The following is a 24,423-nucleotide window of genomic DNA, read 5'->3' on the forward strand; positions in this document are numbered from 1 at the left end:
AAAAAGACATACAATTAGACAGATAATTCGACAGGCATTATTCCTTTTAATAAATATAAATAAGAGGAATTAGACAATTCGACAATTCCCTACTAATACAACTACTAACAAATATAGAAAAATCAAACAAAAATTCTGTCAAAAATTAAACTTATAAAAATCGAAAAATAATACTATAATAACCAAGGAGGGTGAAAGCTTGGATGAAAAATTTATAATATGCGATACAGAACAAATTTCTAATGAAATTGACAAAGCCAAAAGCATAATTATAAACAGAAACATAAATGACATTTGGAGTGCCATATTACTTGAGATAAAAAACTCTAATCTTACAATAAAATCAACAGACAGAAACATATTTTTTGAAAGCACAATCCCGATTGTCTCAGTAGAAAATTTCAAGGTACTAATCAATGCTTCAAATTTTTCAGATGCAGTGAAGGCACTAAATTTATACAATGAACTAAAAATAAATTTTCATGAAAATGAAAGTAAACTAAGTATCATTGGAGAATCTGGCAACGAGAACAATAACGAGATAAATGATCATTTAAGCGAGCCGACTTTTTCTAATGATGAAATTGAGAGCTACAATTGTGAAATAAATGGAGAAATTTACAACTTTACGGTTGAGCTAAGTCAAAACGAATTCAAAAAGATTATAAATAAAGTTTCATTTGCAGCATCATCAGATGAGTCTAAGAACGTTTTAAACGGAGTTTATTTTACAAAGGATAAAGAATCTAGATTAATATTTGTTGCAACCAATGGACATAGGATGTCTATATACAAGACAGAATTAGTAACTGAAAAAGATATTAACTTCATTGTCCCTGTTAAGATGTTTAATCTGTTAAGACAAATGATGACAGGAGAAGGCATGGTAAAAGTTAAAGTTTCGGATAAGAAATTTTATGTTGAGTTTAATAACTACAAAATAGCATGCAGTCTTATAAGTGGAAATTATCCTGATTATGAAAGCATTGTACCAAAAGAACAAAAAGATAAATGTTTAGCTGAAATTAGCATTTTGAAAGATAGGCTTTCAAGGGTGAGTTCCTACACAGACAAAAGGTCTAAAAAGGTCATTTTAAACTTTTTAGTTGATCAATTAAGGCTTATGGCAGAAGATTTGATTACAGGAAGAAGGGGAGAATTTTTTGTACAAGTTCCTAATTATGAATATGAAGGAGATAAGGAAGTAATAGCTATTAATAGTGCTTATCTTGCAGAAGCAATTAGTGCATTTGATACTTCGAAGTTAGAAATAAAGTTCAGCCAAGGAGATGTATTAAAATTAAGTGAACCTGGCAATGATGACTTTATGCATTTAATAATGCCTATGATTCTAAATTGATATTTTTTATTACAAGATGATAAGTAGAATTGAGCTTTGTAATTTTAAAAATATAGAGAATCAGGTTATCAATTTTAATTTTGACAATGTTTATTTTTGTGGAGAGAACGGGTCGGGTAAAACGAATATTCTTGACGCTATTTATTATCTTGCTTTTGCGTCTTCATTTTTGGTTAATACCGATAAAGAGCTTATCAAATATGGTGAGAAAGAATGTTATTTAAAATGTTTTTATAGCACTAAAGGAAATGATGGAGAAATTAATATATCACTTAGAAATGGGAAAAAAGAAATAAAAGTTAATAATAGCATTATAAAGGACAGAAAAGAGTTGATATTAAATATACCAGCAATTGTTTTTTCAAACTATGACATTGATTTTATTGTTGGCAATCCTGCCAAGAAGAGATGGTTTTTCGATCAAGCAATAAGTCTTGTTTCTTTAAGTTATGTAGATTCTCTTAGGAAATATCGAAAAATTGTAAAGCAGAGAAATTTAATCTTAAGGCAAGGAAATAAAAATTTACTTAATGTTTATAATGAAACTTTTATTGATTATGCTCTTGAAATAACAAAAATGAGAGAAAATTTTATCAAGCACTTTTATGAAATTTTTCAACACTATTATTCCTTAATTTTTGATGTTTCTTATAGTTTAGAAATTAGGTATATGCCTTCCATTAAATGTAGTGAAAGAGGGGAATTTTTAAAAACTTTGCTTTTAAATGAGAAAAATGAATTTCTTGAAAGGAATACTTTAATAGGCCCGCATAGAGATTTATATGAGGTGTTTAATGGTGAGAGAGTTTTTACAAATCATTCTTCAACGGGGCAGAACAGGACACTTTCTTTGATTTATAGACTTGTTCAGGTTCTTATGTTTTATAAGAGAAATGGAATAGCGCCCATCTTGCTTTTTGATGATGTGTTCTTGGAATTAGATAAAAGAAGAAGAGATAGAGTTTTTGAGATTTTGCCAAAGAGTTCTCAGTGCTTTTTCACATTTTTAGATGACTGTTATGATCTTAAAAGAGACAATAGTTTTGTAGTATATAGGGTTAAAAATGGAAGATTTGAACTTTAAAAAAGCAGGCGATGTACTTAAGAAATATTTAAACTCAGATATTATTTCTAATAAAAATCTAAATGCTAGTTTAGTATTATCTCAAAATTGGAGAATGATATTTGGCGATTTTTCAGAGAGTGTAAAATTATTAAATCTGAAGGATAATAAAATATTATATATTGGGGTTAAGAATTCAAGCATTTTATATAGTATTTCTTTGCGAAAATCACAAATAATAAAGTTAATAAAGGATTCTACAGGCATTGAGATAGTAGATGTAAAGGTTTTAATAAAATGAATTTATTGACAATTGTGTTTGTATAATATAATATTACAGTGTTTAATTTGTGTCTTAGTAATAAGGAATGTTTTTAATGGGAGGGCTTTTTTGAAGAGGACTTATCAGCCGAGTCGGGTTAAGAGGAACAGAAAGTTTGGATTTAGGTCTAGAATGAAAACTAAAAACGGAAGACTTGTTCTTGCAAGGCGAAGGGCTAAGGGAAGAACAAAATTAACTGTTTCTGATGAAAAAAAGAAGTATTAGCATAAAAACAAGGGCGGAAATTCAAAACCTTTTTAAAAAAGGTAAAATAATTCGAATGGATGGTTTTAGTATATTTTATAAGCATACAAGCTTAGCGATTTCTAGAATACTTGTTACATTTCCTAGGGTTTTCAAAGGTGCTGTTAATAGAAACCGTGTCAGGCGAATCTTTAAGGAATGTTTTAGAAATCAGTCTTATTTATTTAAAGACAATAATATTGATTTTATTTTCTTAATTTCTCCCAAAAAATCAAATGTTAATTATCATGAAGTGGAAACGATAATGAAAAATTTAGTTTTAGATATCGCTAAGAGGGAAGTGTGAGTCAGAACAAAAGAATTTTAAGAGCTGTTTATTTATCTTTGGTTTTTATTGGTATTTTTATGCTTATTAATGATGTCTTTTTTCCTCAAAAATCTCCTTCTGTAGTGGACAAGAAGATTGGGTTTAACTTAAATAGGAATTTTGATGTTGATAACTCTTTAACTAATGAAGATGATATTTTGAGTTTAAGTGTTAATTCTGAGGATATTAGCATTGAGACTGGTGTATATTATGCTACTTTTTCAACATTTAGAGGAAATTTGACTTCCTTAAGACTTAAAAACCATTTAAATTTAGAAAAAGAACCTACTGAGTTGATTAATGCTAGTGTGGACAGAGAAAGTTTTTTCTATGTTAGTTTTGATGGATTGGCTAAAAATTTGTTTTCTTATGAAAAAATAGATGAATATACTCATGATTTTAAAACTAATTTTGAATATAATGGTAAAAATTATGAATATGTGAAGAGGTATAAGTTTTCAAAAAAAAATGAGTATTTGATAAAGCTTGAGATCTTGTTAAATAGTATTGACTCTAGTAATAAACTTGATATTGATTCTTATAAATTTGTATTAAGTTCTGATGTTGAAAAATTGAGTGATAGAGGTAAACTTCAATACAGCAACTATTTATCTCAGGCTATTTATTATGATACTAAGCTTAGGTATGGCAAAGATGGGTTAAATGTTATTGAACCTAAATGGGTGGGATCTAGTACTAAATATTTTGAAATATTGGTTTCAAAAAAAGATATGAATGTTGAGTTTAAAAATGAAAATGGAAGTTTAAAGGCTTTTATTTTAAATAGGGTAGATAATGAAAATATTAATGATAGCTTCTATATTTATGCAGGCCCTAGGGATAATAAATACTTAGATATTTTTGATAGAAAATATGAAAATAGTTTTAATTTAGCTAACATGGAATTTGGCATGTCTGTTGAGAAAAGCTTGTTGTACTTTATTCAAGTCCCTATGCAATTGATAATGCAAATTTTTTATAATGTTATTCCTAATTGGGGACTTTCAATAATGTTTTTGACAATTGTTGTAAGGATACTTATATTCCCCTTGACTTTTAAGGGGTTCAGAGCTACGGCAGAACTTTCTAAATTGCAACCAAGGATGAAAGAAATACAGGCTAAATTTAAAAATGATCCTAAGAGATTAAATGAAGAAATGGGTAAACTTTATAAAGAAGAAGGAGTTAATCCTCTTGGTGGATGTTTTCCTATTCTTTTGCAACTTCCTGTATTTTTTGCTCTTTACGGACTTGTAAATAATTTCTTTTTGCTAAGAGGAGCTAGTTTTATACCAGGATGGGTTGATGATTTATCAATTGGTGATAGCGTATATTATTTTGGGTATAAAGTTTTTTTCTGGACAGATATTAGGATTTTGCCTTTTGTTATGATGTTTACTCAGTTATTTTCTACAATTGTTAGTTCTAATGTTGATCTTAAAAATCTTGGTGGGCAGCAAAAATTTTTATATTTTGGGATGCCTATTATGTTTTTTTTCATACTTTATGATATGCCGTCAGGGCTTTTAATCTATTGGGTTACAACAAATATTTTCACTATTTTACAACAATACTATATAAAGAAGCATGTGTCTTAAGGAGGAATAAATGAGTTATGAATTTTATGGAAAAACAGAACAAGAAGCGATTAAAAAGGCAATGAGGGATCTTGATTTAAGAGAAGGGGAATTTGATGTAGAGATTTTAGATAAGGAAAAAGTTGGATTTTTATTTAAAAAAGAAATGATTAAAATAAGAGTATCTCCTCATGTAAAAGAGGAAAATAGAGACTCTGAAGTTAAATACAGTGAAGATGTTTATAATAAGGTTTTGGATTTTGTTAGGGACATAATAACTAAGATGGGTTATTGTGTTGATTTAAAGATTGAATCCAGTGAAGGAGAGTATATTAAAATTTCTATTGAAACAGACAGTCCAAGTATATTAATTGGAAGAGAGGGGAGAAATTTGGATGCTTTACAGCTTTTGGCAAATATTTATGCATCTAAGCTTATTGGGAAAAATGGTAATTTTAATAAGGTTATACTGGATATTGAGGATTATAGAGAAAGATTTAAATCAAGGTTTATTAATTTAGCGATAAATTCTTTACATAAGGTCAAAAGAAGCAGACGTTCCATTCTTTTACCAACAATGAATCCTTTTGAGAGAAGAATTATTCATACTACTTTAAATCGTTATAATGATGTTAGGACAGAAAGTGAGGGAGATGGAAACTTAAAAAGAGTAAGAATTTCTTATGTAAGGAATAGTAAGTATAATAGTAATGTTCGTAGTTATCAAAGAAGAGGATATTAGAAAGAGGAAGTAAGTTTTACTTCCTCTTTTTTTGAATTGAAATTTTTAGTTAGTTGATTTTTATTAGCTATAAGAAGTGCATCTAGTGAAATTAATGTTATGCGTTAGGTATTTTAAAAAATATATTTATTTTTAACAGGATATACATGATATTAAGGGGTCTTTATATGAAGGTATTTTTAACAGGTATTGCAGGATTTATTGGATTTCATGTAGCTAAAAAACTTGCAGATAACGGGCATGAAGTTTTAGGTGTAGATATATTAAATGACTATTATGAACCTGACTTGAAGTATGAGAGATTAGAAGTTTTAGGATTGAACTGTAAAGATGTGAAGAGTAAGAAAATTATTAGGAGTAATAGGTATGATAATTTAAGTTTTATTTATATTGATATTCTGGATAAGGAACAAATATTGAATCTTTTTTCTCAGTATAACTTTACGCATGTTTGTCATTTAGCAGCACAAGCAGGTATTAGAGATAGTATTGAAAATCCCGATAGTTATGTTTCAATTAATATTGTTGGTTTTTTTAATGTTTTGGATGCATGTAGAATATATAAAGAGAATATTAAACATTTTGTTTATGCCTCAACCTCTTCAGTGTATGGGATAAATGAAAGTATGCCCTCAAATGAGGATAATATTACGGATCATCCTTTAAATTTATATGCAGCTAGTAAAAAGTCCAATGAAGTAATAGCACATGCTTATAGTTCATCTTTTAATATTCCAACAACAGGTCTACGTTTTTTTACGGTTTATGGTCCTTATGGAAGACCCGATATGGCTTTATATCTGTTTGCAGATGGAATTGTAAAGAGAACTACTATTGATGTTTTTAATAATGGGAATATGGCTAGAGATTTTACATATGTGGATGATGTTGTAGATGGTATTTATAATGTCCTTAGTAAACCTGCTGAGAATGATAGTAATTTTGATAAAAAAAATCCTAATTCTTCAAGCTCACTTGCTCCGTATAAAATATACAATATAGGAACAGGACATGCTACTAGATTGATGGATTTTATTAATGAACTTGAAATAAATCTTGGGAATAAGGCTTTAAAAAACTTTTTGCCTATGCAAAAAGCAGATGTTGTGGAGAGTTGTTGTGATATTTCAAAGCTTAAAAAAGATTTTGCTTATAAACCTTTAACTTCTATTAAAGAGGGAATAAAAAAGTTTGCAAATTGGTATAAATCTAAAATAACTTAATGCTATTTTTGAATTTTAGATTGGAATGAACTGCTAGTATTTTATATTCTTTAGAGATTTTGTTTTAAACTAGAGTCACTTTTAGGGTTTAGGTGTATAATGTAAATATATGTTATAAGGAGGGTCTAGTTGGGTGTATTAGACAAAATTAAGCCTGGTGTAGTTTATGGTAAGGATTTGCATACTTTATATGAAATATGCAAGAAAGAGGGGTTTGCTATTCCTGCAATTAATTGCATAGGTACAAATTCAATTAATGCCGTTTTAGAAGCTGCTAGGGAAATAAATTCTCCTATTATGATACAGTTTTCGAATAGCGGTTCTGCTTTTGTTGCTGGTAAGGGATTGAAGGTTGAAAAGCCTCAAGGAACTTCTGTGCTTGGAGCTATTTCTGGGGCTATGCATGTTCATTTGATGGCTGAATACTATGGGGTTCCTGTTGTTCTTCATACAGATCACTGTGCAAAAAAATTAATTCCTTGGGTTGAAGGACTTTTGGAATATGGAGAGAAATATTATAAGGAGCACAAGAAGCCTTTATTTTCTTCACATATGTTAGATTTGTCAGAAGAGACAATTAAGGAAAATATTGAAATATCTAAGAAGTTCTTAGAACGAATGGATAAGATTGAAATGTTTTTAGAGATTGAACTTGGTATTACTGGTGGTGAGGAAGATGGTGTTGATAATTCGGATAGGGCTCCTCAAGAATTATTTTCAACTCCTGAGGATATTTATTATGGATATTCTGAGCTTATGAAGGTTAGTCCTAATTTTCAAATTGCAGCTGCTTTTGGAAATGTGCATGGAGTTTATAAGCCTGGAAATGTTCAACTTACTCCTAAGGTGTTAAGAGATGGTCAAGCTTATGTTATATCTAAAATAGGATCAAGTAATCCTAAGCCTGTTTCATATGTGTTTCATGGAGGTTCTGGCTCTACTATAGAGGAGATTAATGAGGCTCTCTCTTATGGTGTTGTTAAGATGAATATTGACACAGATACTCAATGGGCTGCTTGGGAAGGTATCTTGAATTATTACAGAAAAAATGAAAATAGATTACAGGGCCAGCTTGGAGATGGTAAGGACCTTGATGTACCAAATAAAAAATTTTATGACCCGAGAGTGTGGCTTAGAGAATCTGAAGTTAGCATGAAAGAGCGTGTAAAACTTGCTTGCAAGAATCTTAATAATATCAATAGAAATTAAAATAAGAGTAATAAAATAGAGTTTTGTCGCCTATGAGGCGACTTTTTTTTGTGTATAAGAAATACACATAAATAGCCTTTTGATTATAATCAATGCGTAATCTATTCTCAAGTTGTTGTATTTTTTGTCTTTTATGTTTTAATATGTGAAGTAGATGTTTGGTATGATTTTTGCATGGGTTTATGCATACGGTAGTAAAAGAGGAGGTATGTATGTGGTTAACAAATTACAAAAAAAGTTTTCTGGATTTTTTGAATGATGATTTTGATTTTATGAGCCCTAAAGGAGTTCAAGATGTTCCAGTTAACATTAAGGATGAAGGCAATTCATTCACTCTTGAAGCTTACTTGCCAGGAATAAAAAAGGAAGATGTATCAATTTCGCTTAAAAATGATTATTTGACAATAAGTTATGAGAGTAAGGATGAGACGGAAGAGAAAGGTGATAAGTACCTAAGAGTAGAAAGAAGAGATATTTCTTTTTCAAGAAGTTTTAGACTGTCTACTAATATTGATCAAAATAAAATCAAGTCAGAACTTAAAGATGGTGTATTAACTATTAATCTTCCTAAAAAACCAGAAGTAGTTGAGAAAGCTCAAGAGAAAAAGATTGCAATTGAATAAATCTTAAGTAAGGATGCTTTGCATCCTTACTTTTTATAGTCTTCCACTTTTAAATTTAATTCTATTAGTTGTTCATTTGAAATTTTAGAAGGAGAGTTGTCAAGAGGACTGGCGGCAAATGAGTTTTTTGGGAAAAGTATTACATCTTTTATTGAACTTGAATTTGTCATCAGCATTAATAGTCGATCGATTCCAATTGCAATCCCACCGTGAATGGGAGCTCCATATTCTAGTGCTTTTAAAAAGAATCCAAACCTCTCTTCTGCTATTGTCTCGTTAAACCCTACTATATTAAAAATTCTTTGTTGAAGTTCCTTCGTGTGTATTCTGATGGAACCGGATCCAAGTTCCATGCCGTTTAATACAAGGTCATAAACTTCGCCTAAGACTTTACTTGGATCTTTTTCTAGAGTATTAATATATTTTTGTTGAGGAAGAGAGAACATATGATGCGCTGCTTTATAGCTTTTGGTATCCTCATCGTATTCAAACATAGGAAAATTATCAACCCATAAGAACTCAAATGCATTTTTGTTTGCTAGATTGAGTTCAGTTGCAATCTTTATTCTAACTTGTCCCATAGCTTTGCAAGCATTTTCCCATGAATCAGATATAAAGAATATGATATCGTTATTTTGCAGAGAATAAGCTTCGAATAAAGTCTGCTTTATCTCAGATAAGAATTTGGCAATTCCACCTGTAAATTCGTTGTTTTCTATTTTTGTAAAATAAAGATTACGAGCCTTGTAAAGTTTTGCATGTTCTTCTAAATTATTAATCTTGGCTCTTGAGAAATTATGAGCTTCATTTTTGACTATGAGTGCTTTTATTGTATTCTTATTTTTGAATGCTTCTTTAAATACATTGAATGAAGATTTTTTAAGGTAATGACCCATATCTTGTATAGTCAATTCATACCTTATATCTGGCTTATCACTTCCATAGTTGTTCATTGCATCTTTATATGAAATTCTTTTAAATTTTTTGGGAAGCTTAATATTGAGTGCTTGTTTGAAAACGCTAGACATAAGGCCTTCCATTAGCTTAAAGATATTTTCTTTCTTTATAAAACTCATTTCCAAGTCAAGTTGTGTGAATTCTGGTTGTCGATCACCCCTTGAATCTTCATCTCTATAACATCTAGCTATTTGGAAATATTTATCAAAACCAGCTATCATTGTAAGTTGTTTGTAAATTTGTGGTGATTGTGGTAATGCATAGAATTGGCCTTTATGTATTCTTGATGGAACTAAAAAGTCTCTTGCACCTTCTGGCGTTGATTTTACAAATGTTGGAGTTTCTAATTCCAAAAAATCTTTTTTTGTTAAATAAGACCTAATTATTTGTATTACTTTACTTCTTAGTATTATTTTTTGTTTTTGTTCTTCTCGTCTTAAGTCTAAATATCTATATTCAAGTTTCGCATTGTCACTTGCATTGTTGTTATCTTCAATCATAAAGGGCAGTTCATTGCACCTTGAGATTATCTTTATGTTTTCTGCGAGTATTTCAAATGCTCCTGTTCTCATTTCTTTATTCAAAAGCTCTACAGGCCTTAGCTCTAATTTTCCTTGAACCTTAATACAGTATTCCATCTTTATCTGAGATGCTATCTTTAATAGGTTGTAATCGTTTACAAGCACTTGTGCTTCATCGTATCTATCTCTAATGTTAATAAAAGTAACTTTTCCATGATGCCTAATTTTTTTGACCCAAGCATTTATTTCTATTTTTGCATTTACAAGCTTATTGTTTAGTTGATTGCATCTAATAATTTTAAACATAATTTATCCTACTATTATATTATAAATTTCTTTATCAGTTTTAGCATTAAGCATTTCTTGTTTATTTAGGTCAACTTTGCCCACAATAGATGCTAAAATCGGAGGGTAATTAACATAATCTTTTGCTGGATATAGTATTAATATAAATATGTGACTTAAGTTATTATCAATAGCATTAAAATCGATTCCATTATGACTTATTCCAATAGCTATATGCATTTTTTTGATTAAATTTGTCTTTAAGTGGGGGATTGCAAATCCTTCTTTAAGGGCTGTAGTAATGACCTTTTCTCTTGCCATTAAGTCCTGTAAAATCATCTCTTTGTCAATATCAACTTTTATTACACTTAAAAGTTCTCTTAACACTTCAATTTTGTTTGTTGCTTTTAATTCTAGAATAATGTTTTCCTTTTTGATTCTTTTATTAAGTTTAATGTTTCTAAGTATTTTGTCATAATTTATTGAGTAATCTAACTTTTTTGCATTCAAAGAGACGGTTTTAACTTCTTCAGTTATTGTTTCTAAATGTAGAATAGTTTCTCTAAATAAGTCTTGTATTATCATTAAATGTTTGTTTGGGCATTCAAATGTGATTTTGCTTCCCTCTCTTTTAATTGAGAGAGAAATGTCATCTCGTCTTGCATTGATGTATTGTGAGAAATCATTTTTTACTTGTTGAGTAAAAAAACCTTCTTTTCTTAGTTCATTTTTTAAATCCCATGTAAGTATTTTTGCTAAATTGTCATATGCAAATGATACTGTGATTTGAGTGTTATGTTCTGTTCTAAATATTTTTCTTAAGCCATTTTTATTTATTTTAAACAGCAAGTTGATTATTGGTGTTGAAATTATTGTAGGCAAGAAAACCATTATTATAACTATTCCAAATATTTTTTGACTTATAAATTCGGAAGAAAGCGCTACGTTTGCAATAATTAATGATATTTCGCCTCTTGGAATCATCCCAAAAGCTATTCTTAAGGCCCCTAGCTTATTAAACCCTAGGAAGCATGCTGGAATAAAGCAATAAAAAAGCTTAGTTGCTATTGCTACGCAACTAAGCAGGGCTCCTAGTATTAATACTTCTTTTGATAGTATTTCATTAATATCAGCCATAAGACCTATTGATGTAAAAAATACTGGTATAAAAAACCTTTCAAATATTGTTAATTTATCTTGAATTACATATACAATATCTGTTTTGGACATGGCAAGACCGAATACATAAGCTCCAATTACAAATGACATTCCTAAATTTTGAAAAAAGCTTGAGACAATAAAAGTTAAGGCAATAGTTATTACAGTAGCTAGAGTAACGCTATTTAATCTTTTAAGTAGTTTTGATATTGGCTCTGATAATAAAATCAATGTAAATGTTAGACAGAGCCAAATTAATATATTCTGAATTGTGGCTATAATAGAGCTCGTAATATCAAGCTCTGATATTGACCTTGCTATTGTTATTACACTTGTTAACATTATCATAGAGAGGACATCATCGATTATTGAAGTGGATATTATTGTAACTCCTTCCGAGGTACTCATTTTTTTCTTGGCTGAGAGTATGCTTGCAGCAATACCTGCAGAAGTGGGGGTGCCAATGATGCCTATAAAAAGAGATGTGGGGCTAATGAGTGGTACATCAAAAAGGACAGTAGATATTAGTACGAAGCTTGCAAAAGTACCAATTACTTCAGTTATCCCTATTAATCCTCCACGAGGTAAGAATTTAAGGAATAATTTTAGGTCAGTTTCAAGACCTGCTGTAAAGAGTAGGATGATTGAAGCTATTGTTGAGATTGCAAATATTTCTTCGTTTATTAGGTAATTGTCTCCAATTCGAGTAATTCCTAATGGAAATAATAAAGGTATTTTAACTTTTCCAAGAAATGTTGGACTTAAGATAATTCCGGCTGTTATTTGGCCTATTACTTTTGGAATTCCTAATCTTCCTACTAAGTTGCCAAGGAAGCTAGCCGAAATTACAATAACAGCCAGACTCATTATAAAAGAAGACATTTTAGCTTCAACATGATGGCTTGCATCTTGCACATAGTCTAGCATTCCAAATGCAACCATGGGATTTAGAATGAGCAATATTTTGTACAATATTTTTTTGTTCATTATTTAATCTCTTCTTTAAAATTTGATTTTAATAGTTTTGATAGTTTGTCAATGACTTCGTTTTCTTCTTTTCCATTTGCTACAATGGTTATTTTTTCCCTATATATTACTCCGAGTATTATGATTTCAATTGTAGATTTAGCATCGGCCTGTCTGCCGTCTTCTGTAACCAGTTTTACATTGCAAGAAGGATATTTACTTGCAAGTAACGAAATCATGCTAGATGGCCTTGAATGAATACCTTCTTTGTTGGTTATCTCGATTTCTACTGTTTGCATGTAATTTTACTTATTATTTTCTTTTTTACCTTTCTCTTTATTTGCTGTATTTTGAAGCCTGTCTATTAAACTTTCTATTAGTTGATATAACTCTTTGCCCTTTTCTTTAATATGTATTATCTTACCCCAGTTAAAATGAAGATGAGCATCTATATCAAAAATATCGTTTTCTTTTTTTATTGTGATTTTTAGACTTTCCGAGTTTTGCTTGATATGTGCTCCAATTTTGCCTAATTTTTTTAAAATAAAATCCTCTGTAGCAGTACTTAAGTGATAGTTAATAGCTTGTATTTTAGGTTCCATAACCTTCCCCCTCAAGTTTTAATTCATTTCTGTATTTATTTACAGTCCTTCTTGAAATAGAGATTCCCTTAGATTTCAGTATATCAGAAATTTTATTATCGGACATCTTTTTATCTTTGTCTAAGATTCCTTTTATTACTAATTTAATACTTAATTTAGAAAATTCATTTGTTTTTGAACCTCCTATTGAATTAAATAATTTTCTAACAGAGATTATGCCCCAATCAAACTTTAGATATTTATTTTTTATTGTTCTTGATATCGTTGATTTTGATAGGTTAATTTTTTCAGATATGTCAGCCAACTTCATTGGCCTTAAACTCTTAAAACCTCTTCTTAAAAATTCTTTTTGAAGTGTATATATGGCTATTGCTATTTTGGCTAGTACTTCGTCTCTGTATCTTAAGGATTCAATTAACCATTTTGCCTGTTTATATTTTTTTAAATCTTTAACTTCGTGTTTTTTTAATTCTTTTTTAAAAATGTTGACTTCTTTAATTTTTATCTTAAGTTGATTGTCTTTATTTACGATGATGATATCAGGTTCAATGTAATGATTTGTGTCTTTCATATCTTTAAACTCAAATGTTGGGTTAGGATTAAGGGTAAGTCTAATTGTTTCAAGGGCTTGATTGAAAACTTGAGTATTGATTTTAAGTTCTTCCTTTATTTTCTCTTGAGTATTATCAAGTAAATCTGCTCTCTCAAGAATTTTAATTACATTATTGTCTAATTTATGGTGTTTTGCTTGCAGTATTAATGATTCTATTATGTTAAAAACACAAATTCCTATTGGATCAAATTTTTGAATTAGTTCAATCATTTGAGTGACTTTAGGACAGTCTTCTTTTTTGAATAATTCATAAGGGTTTATTATGTGAAATCCCTTGTTATTTAGATTATTTATTATGGTTTCTCCTATTTTAATTTCATCTTTACTCAATTTTTGAATTCTTAGCTGGAATAAAAGATGGTCTTTAAAAGAAGGTTTGATTGATGTTTTTTCTAGCGCAATTTCATATTGGGTTTTAGTATTATTATCTTCTTTATAGAAAAGTTTCCTAAATTTATAGGTTTTTAGTGTTTCAAAGAATATTTGATTTGAGTCTACTTGAAGATATTCATTATTTTCAATTTCATTTAATATAATATTTATTAGGTCTTTTGTATCAAGGCTTAGCATTTTGATTGTATTTATTTGAGTCATATGTAGTTTTTGTGTTAGCTTTAAGGTTTGTTTAATCATCTTTACATGAAAATATACAGTATTCCACTGGATATTATTAATATTGCAGGGCTAATTTTTTTGTAAATTAATAAAATAATTAGGTTTAATGCTGCAAGTGAAAAGCTCTTTAAAAGTTCTGTGCTACTAGCGCTTATTTTTAGGAATATACTTTCAACTAAAATAATTATAGTAATTAGCCATAATGCTATAATCACAGGCCTTAGGTTTTCAAGATAATACTTTAGGAAATTTATCTTATGTAGTACTAGTACTATAAGAGTAATAATTAATAGAGGGGCGGTGATTAAGGCTATTGTAGCAATGATGGCACCACTAACGCCAGCAATTTTTGCACCAACATAAGTTGCTATATTGGTAGCAATAGGACCAGGAGTAATTCTAGATATTGTAATAATATTAATAAATTCTTGTTTAGTTATCCATTGTTTATTAGCAATTATTTCTTTATTGATTACTGCTGTAATCCCATTACCTCCACCGAAATTTAGAATTCCTATTTTAAAGAAAGTGATAAATAAATTTAGCAGAGTCAAATTTGTGCCTTTTTTTTATAAAATCTTTTTTTTATTGCATATTTTACAAAATATATTAATAGAAATATTAGTAGTATATATGTTAGGTCTACATGAAACTTGTATATTACATATGTTATTGCTAAACATATGAGCCATTTTGCTATTGATTTCTTTAACATTTTTTTTGAGAATTCAAGTATAACCATTGACATTATCATAGTTGATGATATTTTTGCACCCTCAAGAAATTTTTTAAAATAAATATTATTTGAATCTAAATTTATATAAAGTGCTAGTATTGTGATTACAACTATGGATGGTAAGATACCAGCAATAGTTAATAAAAATGCCCCTTTAAATCCTTTAAGTTTTTTACCAATTAAGAATGCAAAATTGATGGCCGTAACACCGGGAACTACATTGGACGAGGCAAGGATTTCATTGAAATCTTTTTCAGATATTAACTTTTTATTATCAACGATTGTTTTTCTAAGTTCAGATATTATTAACAATCCTCCACCAATAGTGAATGTTGTTATTTTAAGTACGAGATAGAATAAATTAAGTAATTCATATGATTCTTCTTTTGGTTTGTTCATATATTCCTTATTTTAAATTTAATGGATAGAATATGAATATCATTATATCATGGTGAATATGGATTGTTTGTTGATTTAAGTGTTTTATGATGGATGTTGTATAATTTTGTTTTGTTTTATATGTTATAATTCATTAATTTATGAGTGAACAACCAATGACCTCAAATGTATTTAAAGAGATATTTGTCTTTCAAAATTATTTTAATAAAATGATTGAAACGATAATAAGTTATGGTTTTAAAATCCTTATAGCGTTTTTTATATGGTATTGTTTAAGGATTTTTATTAATAAATTGAGTAAATTATTTTTGAAGACTTTGGCAAAATCAAAGTTAGAAACTAAGCTAGATTCTACTATTTTCAATTTTTTAAAGTCGTTTTTTAAAGTAATGGTAGATATGGTTTTAATTTTGATAATTTTACCTTATCTTGGTGTTTCTACAACTTCTATTTTTGCTATATTTGGGTCTTTAAGTATTGCTATTGGACTTGCTGCTCAAGGTATTTTATCTAATTTTGTTAGTGGTTTAATTGTTTTAAACTCTAATTTCTTTAAAATCGGTGACTACATTAAATGTGATGATGTTGAGGGACAAGTAGATGATGTTCAGATATTCTTTACTACACTTAAGACTGTGGATGGTAAGGTTGTGAAGCTTCCAAATAGTAAATTTACAAACATAGCAGTTATTAATTTTTCTGCAAATCCTAAAAGAAGAGTTGCTTTTGACTTTCAGGTGCCTTATGATACAGATATTAGTTTACTTAAGGATAAAATAGAAAAATTAGCATTTTCCTTTAATAAGGAACAGTATGGCATTGAGAATCCTAGTGTTGTTGTAGAAAGCTACACTCCTTATTACATAATTATGCAAGTAAGATGTTTTGTAAATACGGAATTTTTTTGGGATTTTCAATATTTCATAGCAGAGAATATTAAAGGTGTACTAGACGATATGGGAATAAAATATCCTATTCATATTGTTGATTTCACTAAATTGTATTAGAGAATTTCTGGTTAATTATTTCAGAATAATATTCTTCAATTTTTTCTATGAAAAATAAGCTTGAAAAAGTCAGGGAGTTATCTTCTGTGTTTTTTTTAAAAGTCTTTAATTTTTCATCATTTCCTATTATTTCGTTAATATATTTGTGTATGTCCTCGTATTTTTCTATTAAAAAGCCATTTTTCCCTTGTAAAATTACATTTTTATATATTGTGTCATTAATAAGTACTGCAGGTATTCCAGCAGTTAAAGCTTCAATGACTGTCATTGGATATACTTCGCTTCTTGATAGGCTTGCAAAGACATCGGAGATTCTATAATAGTAATACATTTCTTCCCATGGAATTGTTCCAATAAGTATTATTTGTTTTTCAAGTCCAAACTTTTTTCTAAAGCGTCTTATTTCATTTTCTTCTCGTCCTTTCCCTATAAGCATTAGTTTACAATTTTTATTCTCAACTAAAAATTTTTTTAAGTGTTCTATTAGTAAGTGTATATTTTTCTCTTTATTTAACCTACCAACAAACACTATGATTTTATCATTTTCGCTTATTCCATGCTTGTTTAAAATTTCTTTTCGCTTTGCTATGTCTAGTTTTTTTATGAAAAGTTCCCTGTCAACTCCATTTGGGATTATTTTGTAATCGGAATTCTTTGCAAGTTTAAAATATTTGTCTCTTGCCTTGATTGATGGGTAGATGAAATGATGTATTTGATTGTAAAATTTTTTCATTATTTTGTCTGGATTGGTTAAATATTTTAATATGCCTAAATAATGTAGATAAAAATCCCACATTGTGTGATTTGTATGAACTATTGGGATATTGTGTTCTAAAGCCAATCTTTTTCCAATCTTACCCATAGTGAATTCAGAGTGTGTATGAATTATTTCAGGTTGATATTCACTTATTATCTTTTTTATTCGTGATTTATTTGGAAAGGCTATTCTAGCATCTACCTTATGATTCAGTTTGAATGATAAACACCTGTAAACATTATTTTCTTTTAAAAGTGATCTTCTGGAGCTTGGACAAAAAATATAAACAACATGACCCTTTTTTTCAAAACCTTCTTTAATTTGCTTTATTGATGTTGCTACCCCATTTTTATCAGGAAGGTATGTATCTGTAAATATTGCAATCCTCATATTTGTTGCCCTAACAGTTAAAGTATAATATATTTAGCACTTGAATTATAATATTATTTACATGCAAGAAGTTTACTTATTATTGGGTAAAGAACAGGGATTAAAGGAAGCTTATTTGAATGACATTTTAAGTAAGCTTGGTGATTTGTTGGTGAATAAAATTTTTCTATCGGATTTGTCATCGGTAGAGCTTTCTGAGTTACTTTTAACCAATTCTTTTTTTTCTAAGAGGGAAGTTTTTATTATTTATGAAGCTGAGAGTTTAAAAAATAAAAAGGATTTAGAATTAATTTATAGTACCATTGCAAAGTCTTTAAATAAGATTGTTATTCTTGTTTCTAGTGAGAATTCAATCAGCTTTGATCCTAAGGATTCTTTGAAAGTAATTAAGAAAACTTTTTATGAGTTATCCAATCCTGATAAGTTTTCATTTGTGAAGAAAAGTTTTTTCGAGCTAGGTATAAAAATTACAGATAAGGCCATAAATTTAATGCTTTTCATGCTAGATTCAGATACTAAAATTTTGAAATTTTATATAAATTCTCTTTCTCTTCTTGTTAAGAATAAAACTATTGATGAACATGATGTAAGTTCTTGGATTAGTTATGTACGACCTGAGAATTCTTTTTCTTTGTTTGAATCAATTATAAAAAGAGATATGGAGAATTCTTTAGTTAAGATTAAATCTATTTTAGATCAAGGAGAAGATTTTGTTAGCGTGTTAATGAGTCTTGGTTGGCAATTTAAAAAGCTTTTAAAGATAAAAATAGACTTCCAAAATTCTGGTAACATTTCCGCTGTCTTTAAAAAACATAAGATATTTTTCTCACTAGAGAAAATTTATAAGATAGGACTTAAAAATTATTCAGGTTTTGATATTAAATTTATTTTAAAAATATTTCATAAGTTTGATTTGTATGCAAGAATTTATGGTAAGAATTTACATTTGAATTTAGCGTATTTTATGGTATTTATACTACTCAGAAAAGATGAAACCATTCTTAATAATTTTTCTTCCAAATTTAAATATAATTTTTAAAGAATTTCTAGTTTTAAGTTTAAGGAATTTTTTTAATTCAAAGGGTATGATTTGATTTTTGTGCAAAGTAAATTTAAATTTTTGACTTTATTCATGTGTTTTATTATATCTTGTGTATCAAATAATGATGTTGCTAGGGCTGTACTAGTAGAATTTTTAGATTCTGTTAAAGATTTGCAAAATAATCCTGAGAAATTTTATGGATTTCTCAATATTGCCAATGATAATGACATGATTTCAAGAATTTCTGGCCTTAAGAGAGAGGCTGAAGATGATTTTATTCTTTATCCATTGTTTTTTAACAATATGCAATATGTAATTAAAAATAAAGTTATTGATGCAAATGTGTTTAAATTTGAAGTTGAGATTAGAAATATCAAGTTTAAAAGTGGTATGGAAAAATTTTTAAGTAAACTTAAAGAATTAGAGCCAGAATTAGAGAATATAAAAAATCTTTTAAAACATGAGCGTAAAAGTTTATTTGATAAAATAATAAATGAAGTTATAAATAGTTTAAGTGAGTCAGATTATGTTTCAATTTTACATACATTTAGTCTCATAAAGACAGAATCTGGTGAGTATAAAATAGATTTATTAGGTGATGTGTCAATCATATCTGAGAGAAATAGATTGCTTGATGAACTTTTATTAAAATTATCTCCTGGAATAAGACATTCTTTAGATAGACATAATGGAACTAATTTAGAAGAGTAATAGACCAATATTAATTACTTTAATAAGATAGTATATGCAAGCATATAAAAGTGAGTTACTTTATAAATTCATGTTATCTAAATGCTTCTTTTCTGAAAATTTTTTTATTTTTTTTGCAAGATTAATGTTAATGTTCATTTTTTCAGCTATTTCATTTTCACTTAAAGGTAATATATTCTCATATGTTCCAAGTGTTTTTAAAATATTTTTTGCAAGCTTATCACCAATTCCTTCTATATCGCTGTAATTTAGCTTTATCTTACTGTGTAGCCTACTATTAAACCTATTTGCGCGTCTATGGGCTTCGTCTCTAACATTTTGTAATATCTTAAGAGCAGGGTTCCCTTCTGGAAGATTAATACCTTGCTTTTTATTTGGTAAGAATATTGTTTCTTCTCTTTTTGCTAGTGCACAAATAGCTATCTTATCTTCAATTTTTAGTCCTTTTAAAATAGAATAAGCAGAGCTTAATTGCCCTTTGCCTCCATCGATTAAAATTAAATCGGGAAGTTCTAAGTTTTCATTGATTAGTTTTGAATATCTCCTTGATACAACTTCTTTTATTGCCTTAAAGTCATCAATTTCTCCACTGTTTAATGAGTTTATTTTATAAACTCTATATCCACCTTTAAAAGGTTTTCCCATTTTAAAGGTAATCAAAGATGCTACTGTTTTATATCCATTAATATGAGCAATGTCAAATCCTTCAATTACTTTTGGAAGTTTTGTCATTTCAAGAGTGATTCTTAAACTTTCCAGTGCTTTATGTTTTTCATTATCATATTCTCTTAATGCGATTTCTGCATTAGAAATTGCCATTTCCATTATCTTTATGGTGTTTTGGGATTCTTCGTAAATTATTTCAGGGCTTGTGTTTTTAAGTTCATTTATTAGTTTAGTGATATTCTCAGTTTCAATATCTTTAAAAATATATATTTTGTCGGGTACTATCATATTAATGGCTGTATAGTATTGGACTAAAAACTCTGCTATTAGTTCATCCTCTTCATATATGCTCTCATCAAAATTGATGTCTTTTTCTACTAATTTGCCGTTCCTATATTTAAGTATTACGATAACATTGAGCATATCGGATTTGTAGATGTATACATAATCTGCACTCAGCTTATTAATTTTTGTAATTATTTGAGTTTGATTTATCTCTATTAATGATTTTTTGGTTTCTTTTAATTTTATTGCTTGCTCAAAGTCTTCTTTTTTAATTACTTCTTTCATCTTTCTTTCAATTTCATCTAAAAGTTCAGATATGTTTCCATTTAATATGAGTCTTATTTTGTCTATTTCCTTTTTGTACTCTTCTTCAAGGTCGTCTCTGTAACATACCCCAAGGCATTGCCCCATGTGAAAGTAAAGACATGGAGTATTTGATCTATTTTTACATTTTCTAGTTTTAAATGTTTTGTTAATAAGATCTAATACTAGATCTAAATTTTTTGCGTTAACATATGGTCCAAAATATTCACTTCTGTCATTTATTATTTTTCTGGTTTTAAAGACTCTTGGATACTTCTCACGAGTTATTCTTATCATAGGGTATCCCTTGTCATCTTTTAGTTTAATGTTATAATCTGGTCTATGTTCTTTTATTAAGTTGCATTCTAAAAGTAAAGCCTCATATTCACTATTTGTAGTAATTATTTCTATATTTTCTACATTTCTCATTAATATTTTTGTTTTGTGTCCAATTCTTTCTAAAAAATAACTTTTTACTCTTGCTCTTAAATTTTTTGCTTTTCCAATGTACAATATTTTGTTAGACTTAGAGCACATCTTATAGCATCCACTAGTAGTTGGAAAATCTTGTACTTTTTGATACAAGTATTGCAAATGTTCTCTCATGTTGTTCTATTGTTGCCTTTTGAAATAATCATTTTTATTTTTATGATATAATATTATATCATGTTTGAATAATTATAAGTGCTTTGTTTTTTTGTGTTTGAAAAGCTGAAGGTTTGTAATGAGATTGATTTTTACATTTTTGCTGTTTTTTTTATGTATTTATGGTGTCCTTGCACAGGAACTTAAGTTAATTCTTGATTCGAAAGATGGGTTTAAGTTTATTCAGGAATCTCATAATATTAGCTTTGAAAAGGATAGTAGGGGTATTCTTGGAATTTATTTGGATAGACATAAGGGTGTTCTAGATTTTAATAATATTGATTTGAGATTGGAAATTGAGAAAGATAATCTTCTCAAAGATACTTCTTTAAATTATTTTGTTGACTCAAATAATGTGAAAATTTCAAATTCTTTTCATAATATTTCAGGCAATTCTTTAATTTTTTATTCAAGTCGAAATACTGTTAAACTTAAGCCTCTAACGAAGAAGGCTTTTTTTTATTCAGGTAATGTAATTTCTGATTTTACTATTCAATTTTGGTTGTACCGTACGACTTCTGTTACTGGAGAAATGATTGTAAGTTGGAATGGATATAAAAATATTAAAGGTTCTTGGTTAGACCAGGCTATTCGATTGGAAAGTGAGGAAGGTACTTTTGTTTGGAGCTTTAACAATGTGTTTTTGGATGAAAAAGGAGAGCCTATTAAGGTTAAAATAAAAAGTGATGATGATTTTGTACCTAAAGAGTGGCATTTGCATACTATAAGATATAAGCAGAAGGAAGGGTTGCTTGAATATTTAATAGATTCTAGACCACAAGCTATAGAGTATATTACGAATGATAGAAAAGAGGGATCTGGTTATTTATTAAATATTGGTAATTTTATTGATTTTACTTTAGGGCAGTACTTTACGGGAGCTATTGAAAATTTTGAAATTCATAAAAGTTTTGAGGAGGTGAGTAATGCCTTCTTCTCAAGAAATAAAGGATATATTATCACCGAGCCAATAAAATTATCTAAAGATTACTCTCAAATTCTCTCTATTGATTTTGATAATACGAAGCCTAAAGACACAGAGATTGTTTATTATTATAGGCTAGATAATAAAGTGTTTTATGGAACAGATGAGAATGGAGAGATCAAAAAGAATTTGATGGGAGATTGGATTCATTTTGATCCTAAGGACGGATTTCCTAATTCTAATGTGTCAAAATATATACAACTTAAGGTTGAATTTTATCCAAATGGTAATCCTGTAGATAGCCCAGCTCTTTATAGTATGGTGATTGCTTATATTCCTGAGGCTGCTCCCTTTCCGCCTGTTATAACAAAAGCCGTGCCGGGTTCGGGAGAGATATTTGTTGAATGGTTCCCTGTCATTAACAGTAACATTATGGGATATTATATTTATATTGGAGTTAGCCCTGGCAATTATCATGGTAAATCTGGAGGCGTTCTATCATCTCCTATTGATGTAGGTAATAAAACTTCTTTTAAAATTACAGGTCTTGAGGATGGAAGACTTTATTATATTAGTATTGCTTCTTATAATTTAGATAAGAGTGTAAATGAAACTTCTTTTTCAAAAGAAATTTCCGTAAGACCCATGGAGATATTTAAAAAATATGAATAATGTCAGTTTTGAAAAAGCATTAGAACTTTATAAGAAAAGCGATTTTAAAAATGCTCTTCTTCATTTAGATGTTTTTGATGATAATTTTGATTCTCTATCTCTTAAAGCTTTAATTTACTTCAGGCTTAAAGATTATAAGGCACTCTTATATATTCTAAATACTTATCCTATTTTGAGTGAGTATAGATTTTTAATTAATCTTGTAAATTACGGTAAATTTGAAGACAGAATAAATGAATTAAGTTATTTTGAAAATTATAATCTTGGTATTTTTTATTTTGGACTAAAAGAATATGAGAATTCTTTGAATTGTTTTTTAAAGGCTAGCGAACAAAATACTAGTTTTATTCAGGCTGTTAATAATGCTGCTGTTTTGCTTGAAATGTTAAACAGAAGAGAAGAAGCTAATCATATCATTCTTAAGGCTAGCGATATAGATAAAAATAATCCTCTTGTTAAATTAAATAGTTGGTTTTTGAAAAATAATTGTATATTTGATGACGTAAAGCCTTTGGAAATAGATGAGAGTTTTTATGGGGCTAATCTTGCTCTTGTTGTTAATTATTTGATGTATTATCTCTATTCTATGGGAGAGATAAGTAATGCGGTTAAGCTTTCCGAGAGGTTTTTAACAGATTCTAGTTATTCTAAATATATTTGGCATAATAGAGCCACTATTTTGCATAAAATAGGAAATATGACGCAGGCTACTAAATCTTATGTAAGTGCTATTTTAAGCTTTCCTAATGTGTACACAATATATAATATGCATATTGCTACGGTAGAACTTTTAAATTTTTCTCCTAAAAAAGCTATTGAAAGAATGATTCTAGATTATCCCGATATGGATTTGATTTGTTTTTATGCTTTTTTATTTTTTTTAAGGAATCGTGACCTTGAAGACGCATATTTTTATATGAAAAAGCTTTGCGAACTTAAGTCAGACACTTATTCTGAACTTTTAAAGTTACTTGAGGCTAGGGAAGATATTTTAATTGAAGAACTTTTAGAAGAGTTTGCAATAGTGTTAAAGGGAAATTGGATATTAGAATATTTGTTTTTTATTGATAATTCTTTAAATTTAAAAGATCCTGTATTTTTGTTTGATTATGATATTAGACTTTGTCCTTATATTTGGAAAATTAAAGATGAGCATATTGAGCTTAGGATTAACAATAATGAGATTTCTATTACTAGAGAAATTTTGTTAAATGAGCTTAGGAATATTAAAATGGATGTTTCAGTTAGGGAGATTAAGGATTTAATTGATGCTTATAGGGATTTTAGGATCAATTGTTAATGAGGGTGTTTTGTTATTTATTGACAATGTGATGTGTCTAATATAATATTTACTAGTATGTTGTAAGGAGAGATGCCAGAGTGGCCGAATGGGGCTTCCTGCTAAGAAGTTGTCCTTTTAAAAGGGGACCATGGGTTCGAATCCCATTCTCTCCGTAGGGATTCTCGTTAAATATTTA

Annotated in this window: 24 protein-coding genes and 1 tRNA gene; 16 read left to right on the forward strand and 9 right to left on the reverse strand. The window is 28.7% G+C overall.

From position 1 onward, the window contains the following. The first annotated feature begins 199 nt into the window (after positions 1–199). From dnaN to DB313_RS02315, 10 genes are all read left to right on the forward strand, one after another. Complete coding sequence (dnaN, locus tag DB313_RS02270) at positions 200–1,360, forward strand: DNA polymerase III subunit beta (protein WP_120104230.1); 1,161 nt, start codon at positions 200–202, stop codon at positions 1,358–1,360. 16 nt (positions 1,361–1,376) lie between these two features. Further along, positions 1,377–2,444, forward strand: coding sequence for a DNA replication/repair protein RecF (recF, locus tag DB313_RS02275; protein ID WP_120104231.1), 1,068 nt, complete (start codon positions 1,377–1,379; stop codon positions 2,442–2,444). Beyond that, positions 2,425–2,724, forward strand: coding sequence for a DciA family protein (locus DB313_RS02280; RefSeq protein ID WP_120104232.1), 300 nt, complete (start codon positions 2,425–2,427; stop codon positions 2,722–2,724). Before recF ends, DB313_RS02280 begins: the two co-directional genes overlap by 20 nt. A gap of 90 nt (positions 2,725–2,814) precedes the next feature. Further along, positions 2,815–2,970, forward strand: coding sequence for a 50S ribosomal protein L34 (gene rpmH / locus DB313_RS02285; RefSeq protein ID WP_120104233.1), 156 nt, complete (start codon positions 2,815–2,817; stop codon positions 2,968–2,970). Continuing rightward, a complete protein-coding gene (gene rnpA / locus DB313_RS02290) occupies positions 2,951–3,295 on the forward strand; it encodes a ribonuclease P protein component (protein WP_120104234.1) in 345 nt (114 codons plus the stop codon). Before rpmH ends, rnpA begins: the two co-directional genes overlap by 20 nt. Then, on the forward strand, positions 3,292–4,914 hold the full coding sequence (gene yidC / locus DB313_RS02295) for a membrane protein insertase YidC (RefSeq protein ID WP_120104235.1): 1,623 nt from the start codon (positions 3,292–3,294) through the stop codon (positions 4,912–4,914). The genes rnpA and yidC overlap by 4 nt, the downstream gene beginning before the upstream one ends. 10 nt (positions 4,915–4,924) lie before the next feature. Then, positions 4,925–5,635 (forward strand): RNA-binding cell elongation regulator Jag/EloR, encoded by a 711-nt coding sequence (gene jag, locus DB313_RS02300; RefSeq protein ID WP_120104236.1) that lies wholly within the window; start codon positions 4,925–4,927, stop codon positions 5,633–5,635. Positions 5,636–5,802: 167 nt separating this feature from the next. Next, complete coding sequence (locus DB313_RS02305) at positions 5,803–6,858, forward strand: NAD-dependent epimerase (RefSeq protein WP_120104237.1); 1,056 nt, start codon at positions 5,803–5,805, stop codon at positions 6,856–6,858. Between the two features lie 129 nt (positions 6,859–6,987). Beyond that, positions 6,988–8,067, forward strand: a complete 1,080-nt coding sequence (gene fbaA, locus DB313_RS02310; RefSeq protein ID WP_120104238.1) for a class II fructose-bisphosphate aldolase — start codon at positions 6,988–6,990, stop codon at positions 8,065–8,067. A 212-nt stretch (positions 8,068–8,279) separates the two neighbouring features. Beyond that, positions 8,280–8,690 carry an Hsp20/alpha crystallin family protein gene (locus DB313_RS02315; protein ID WP_120104239.1) on the forward strand — a complete coding sequence of 137 codons (411 nt, stop codon included), beginning with the start codon at positions 8,280–8,282 and terminating at the stop codon, positions 8,688–8,690. 26 nt (positions 8,691–8,716) lie between these two features. Here the strand turns inward: DB313_RS02315 and aspS are convergent, their stop codons facing one another. The 7 genes from aspS to DB313_RS02350 are packed head-to-tail and all read right to left on the reverse strand — an operon-like array spanning position 8,717 to position 15,542. Continuing rightward, positions 8,717–10,474: an aspartate--tRNA ligase gene (aspS, locus tag DB313_RS02320; RefSeq protein ID WP_120104240.1), complete on the reverse strand. Its 1,758-nt coding sequence runs from the start codon at positions 10,472–10,474 to the stop codon at positions 8,717–8,719. A gap of 3 nt (positions 10,475–10,477) precedes the next feature. Beyond that, positions 10,478–12,553: a cation:proton antiporter domain-containing protein gene (locus tag DB313_RS02325; RefSeq protein WP_420808989.1), complete on the reverse strand. Its 2,076-nt coding sequence runs from the start codon at positions 12,551–12,553 to the stop codon at positions 10,478–10,480. A 44-nt stretch (positions 12,554–12,597) separates the two neighbouring features. Next, positions 12,598–12,876: an HPr family phosphocarrier protein gene (locus DB313_RS02330; protein ID WP_120104242.1), complete on the reverse strand. Its 279-nt coding sequence runs from the start codon at positions 12,874–12,876 to the stop codon at positions 12,598–12,600. Positions 12,877–12,882: 6 nt separating this feature from the next. Then, positions 12,883–13,179 (reverse strand): HPF/RaiA family ribosome-associated protein, encoded by a 297-nt coding sequence (locus tag DB313_RS02335; RefSeq protein ID WP_174220844.1) that lies wholly within the window; start codon positions 13,177–13,179, stop codon positions 12,883–12,885. Continuing rightward, entirely contained in the window at positions 13,169–14,425 is a 1,257-nt protein-coding gene (gene rpoN / locus DB313_RS02340) for an RNA polymerase factor sigma-54 (protein ID WP_120104244.1), read from the reverse strand. The genes DB313_RS02335 and rpoN overlap by 11 nt, the downstream gene beginning before the upstream one ends. A 2-nt stretch (positions 14,426–14,427) precedes the next feature. Further along, entirely contained in the window at positions 14,428–14,961 is a 534-nt protein-coding gene (locus tag DB313_RS02345) for a chromate transporter (RefSeq protein WP_120104245.1), read from the reverse strand. Further along, positions 14,958–15,542, reverse strand: coding sequence for a chromate transporter (locus DB313_RS02350; protein WP_120104246.1), 585 nt, complete (start codon positions 15,540–15,542; stop codon positions 14,958–14,960). The genes DB313_RS02345 and DB313_RS02350 overlap by 4 nt, the downstream gene beginning before the upstream one ends. A gap of 140 nt (positions 15,543–15,682) precedes the next feature. Between DB313_RS02350 and DB313_RS02355 the strand changes: the two genes are divergently transcribed. Next, on the forward strand, positions 15,683–16,549 hold the full coding sequence (locus DB313_RS02355; protein WP_120104247.1) for a mechanosensitive ion channel family protein: 867 nt from the start codon (positions 15,683–15,685) through the stop codon (positions 16,547–16,549). Here the strand turns inward: DB313_RS02355 and DB313_RS02360 are convergent. Then, positions 16,536–17,696 (reverse strand): glycosyltransferase, encoded by a 1,161-nt coding sequence (locus tag DB313_RS02360; protein ID WP_120104248.1) that lies wholly within the window; start codon positions 17,694–17,696, stop codon positions 16,536–16,538. The genes DB313_RS02355 and DB313_RS02360 overlap by 14 nt on opposite strands. 61 nt (positions 17,697–17,757) lie before the next feature. On the opposite strand from DB313_RS02360, the gene holA reads away from it, so the two are divergent. Both holA and DB313_RS02370 read left to right on the forward strand, forming a co-directional pair. Then, positions 17,758–18,735 carry a DNA polymerase III subunit delta gene (gene holA / locus DB313_RS02365; RefSeq protein ID WP_120104249.1) on the forward strand — a complete coding sequence of 326 codons (978 nt, stop codon included), beginning with the start codon at positions 17,758–17,760 and terminating at the stop codon, positions 18,733–18,735. Between the two features lie 93 nt (positions 18,736–18,828). Then, on the forward strand, positions 18,829–19,449 hold the full coding sequence (locus DB313_RS02370; protein WP_420808990.1) for a hypothetical protein: 621 nt from the start codon (positions 18,829–18,831) through the stop codon (positions 19,447–19,449). Positions 19,450–19,509: 60 nt separating this feature from the next. On the opposite strand, the gene uvrC is transcribed toward DB313_RS02370, so the two are convergent. Beyond that, positions 19,510–21,309 carry an excinuclease ABC subunit UvrC gene (uvrC, locus tag DB313_RS02375; protein WP_120104250.1) on the reverse strand — a complete coding sequence of 600 codons (1,800 nt, stop codon included), beginning with the start codon at positions 21,307–21,309 and terminating at the stop codon, positions 19,510–19,512. 118 nt (positions 21,310–21,427) lie between these two features. On the opposite strand from uvrC, the gene DB313_RS02380 reads away from it, so the two are divergent. The 3 genes from DB313_RS02380 to DB313_RS02390 all read left to right on the forward strand — a co-directional run bounded on the left by DB313_RS02380 (position 21,428) and on the right by DB313_RS02390 (position 24,400). Then, positions 21,428–22,945, forward strand: coding sequence for a fibronectin type III domain-containing protein (locus tag DB313_RS02380; protein WP_120104251.1), 1,518 nt, complete (start codon positions 21,428–21,430; stop codon positions 22,943–22,945). Next, entirely contained in the window at positions 22,938–24,245 is a 1,308-nt protein-coding gene (locus DB313_RS02385) for a tetratricopeptide repeat protein (RefSeq protein ID WP_120104252.1), read from the forward strand. The genes DB313_RS02380 and DB313_RS02385 overlap by 8 nt, the downstream gene beginning before the upstream one ends. Positions 24,246–24,311: 66 nt before the next feature. Beyond that, positions 24,312–24,400: transfer RNA gene (locus DB313_RS02390), tRNA-Ser, on the forward strand. Positions 24,401–24,423: the final 23 nt, after the last annotated feature.

The organism is Borrelia turcica IST7 (genome assembly GCF_003606285.1).
Lineage (GTDB): Bacteria > Spirochaetota > Spirochaetia > Borreliales > Borreliaceae > Borrelia > Borrelia turcica.

Excerpts from the sequence above, each read along its gene's own strand:
- DB313_RS02280 (WP_120104232.1), top strand. The coding sequence starts at position 2,425 with ATGGAAGATTTGAACTTTAAAAAAGCAGGCGATGTACTTAAGAAATAT.
- DB313_RS02305 (WP_120104237.1), top strand. The coding sequence starts at position 5,803 with ATGAAGGTATTTTTAACAGGTATTGCAGGATTTATTGGATTTCATGTA.
- DB313_RS02350 (WP_120104246.1), bottom strand. The coding sequence starts at position 15,542 with ATGAACAAACCAAAAGAAGAATCATATGAATTACTTAATTTATTCTAT.
- jag (WP_120104236.1), top strand. The coding sequence starts at position 4,925 with ATGAGTTATGAATTTTATGGAAAAACAGAACAAGAAGCGATTAAAAAG.
- DB313_RS02315 (WP_120104239.1), top strand. The coding sequence starts at position 8,280 with ATGTGGTTAACAAATTACAAAAAAAGTTTTCTGGATTTTTTGAATGAT.
- aspS (WP_120104240.1), bottom strand. The coding sequence starts at position 10,474 with ATGTTTAAAATTATTAGATGCAATCAACTAAACAATAAGCTTGTAAAT.
- holA (WP_120104249.1), top strand. The coding sequence starts at position 17,758 with ATGCAAGAAGTTTACTTATTATTGGGTAAAGAACAGGGATTAAAGGAA.
- rpoN (WP_120104244.1), bottom strand. The coding sequence starts at position 14,425 with ATGATTAAACAAACCTTAAAGCTAACACAAAAACTACATATGACTCAA.
- DB313_RS02385 (WP_120104252.1), top strand. The coding sequence starts at position 22,938 with ATGAATAATGTCAGTTTTGAAAAAGCATTAGAACTTTATAAGAAAAGC.
- DB313_RS02325 (WP_420808989.1), bottom strand. The coding sequence starts at position 12,553 with ATGGTTGCATTTGGAATGCTAGACTATGTGCAAGATGCAAGCCATCAT.
- DB313_RS02360 (WP_120104248.1), bottom strand. The coding sequence starts at position 17,696 with ATGAGGATTGCAATATTTACAGATACATACCTTCCTGATAAAAATGGG.
- uvrC (WP_120104250.1), bottom strand. The coding sequence starts at position 21,309 with ATGAGAGAACATTTGCAATACTTGTATCAAAAAGTACAAGATTTTCCA.
- DB313_RS02370 (WP_420808990.1), top strand. The coding sequence starts at position 18,829 with ATGTGTTTTATTATATCTTGTGTATCAAATAATGATGTTGCTAGGGCT.
- DB313_RS02355 (WP_120104247.1), top strand. The coding sequence starts at position 15,683 with ATGAGTGAACAACCAATGACCTCAAATGTATTTAAAGAGATATTTGTC.
- DB313_RS02330 (WP_120104242.1), bottom strand. The coding sequence starts at position 12,876 with ATGCAAACAGTAGAAATCGAGATAACCAACAAAGAAGGTATTCATTCA.
- DB313_RS02335 (WP_174220844.1), bottom strand. The coding sequence starts at position 13,179 with ATGGAACCTAAAATACAAGCTATTAACTATCACTTAAGTACTGCTACA.
- recF (WP_120104231.1), top strand. The coding sequence starts at position 1,377 with ATGATAAGTAGAATTGAGCTTTGTAATTTTAAAAATATAGAGAATCAG.
- rnpA (WP_120104234.1), top strand. The coding sequence starts at position 2,951 with ATGAAAAAAAGAAGTATTAGCATAAAAACAAGGGCGGAAATTCAAAAC.
- DB313_RS02380 (WP_120104251.1), top strand. The coding sequence starts at position 21,428 with ATGAGATTGATTTTTACATTTTTGCTGTTTTTTTTATGTATTTATGGT.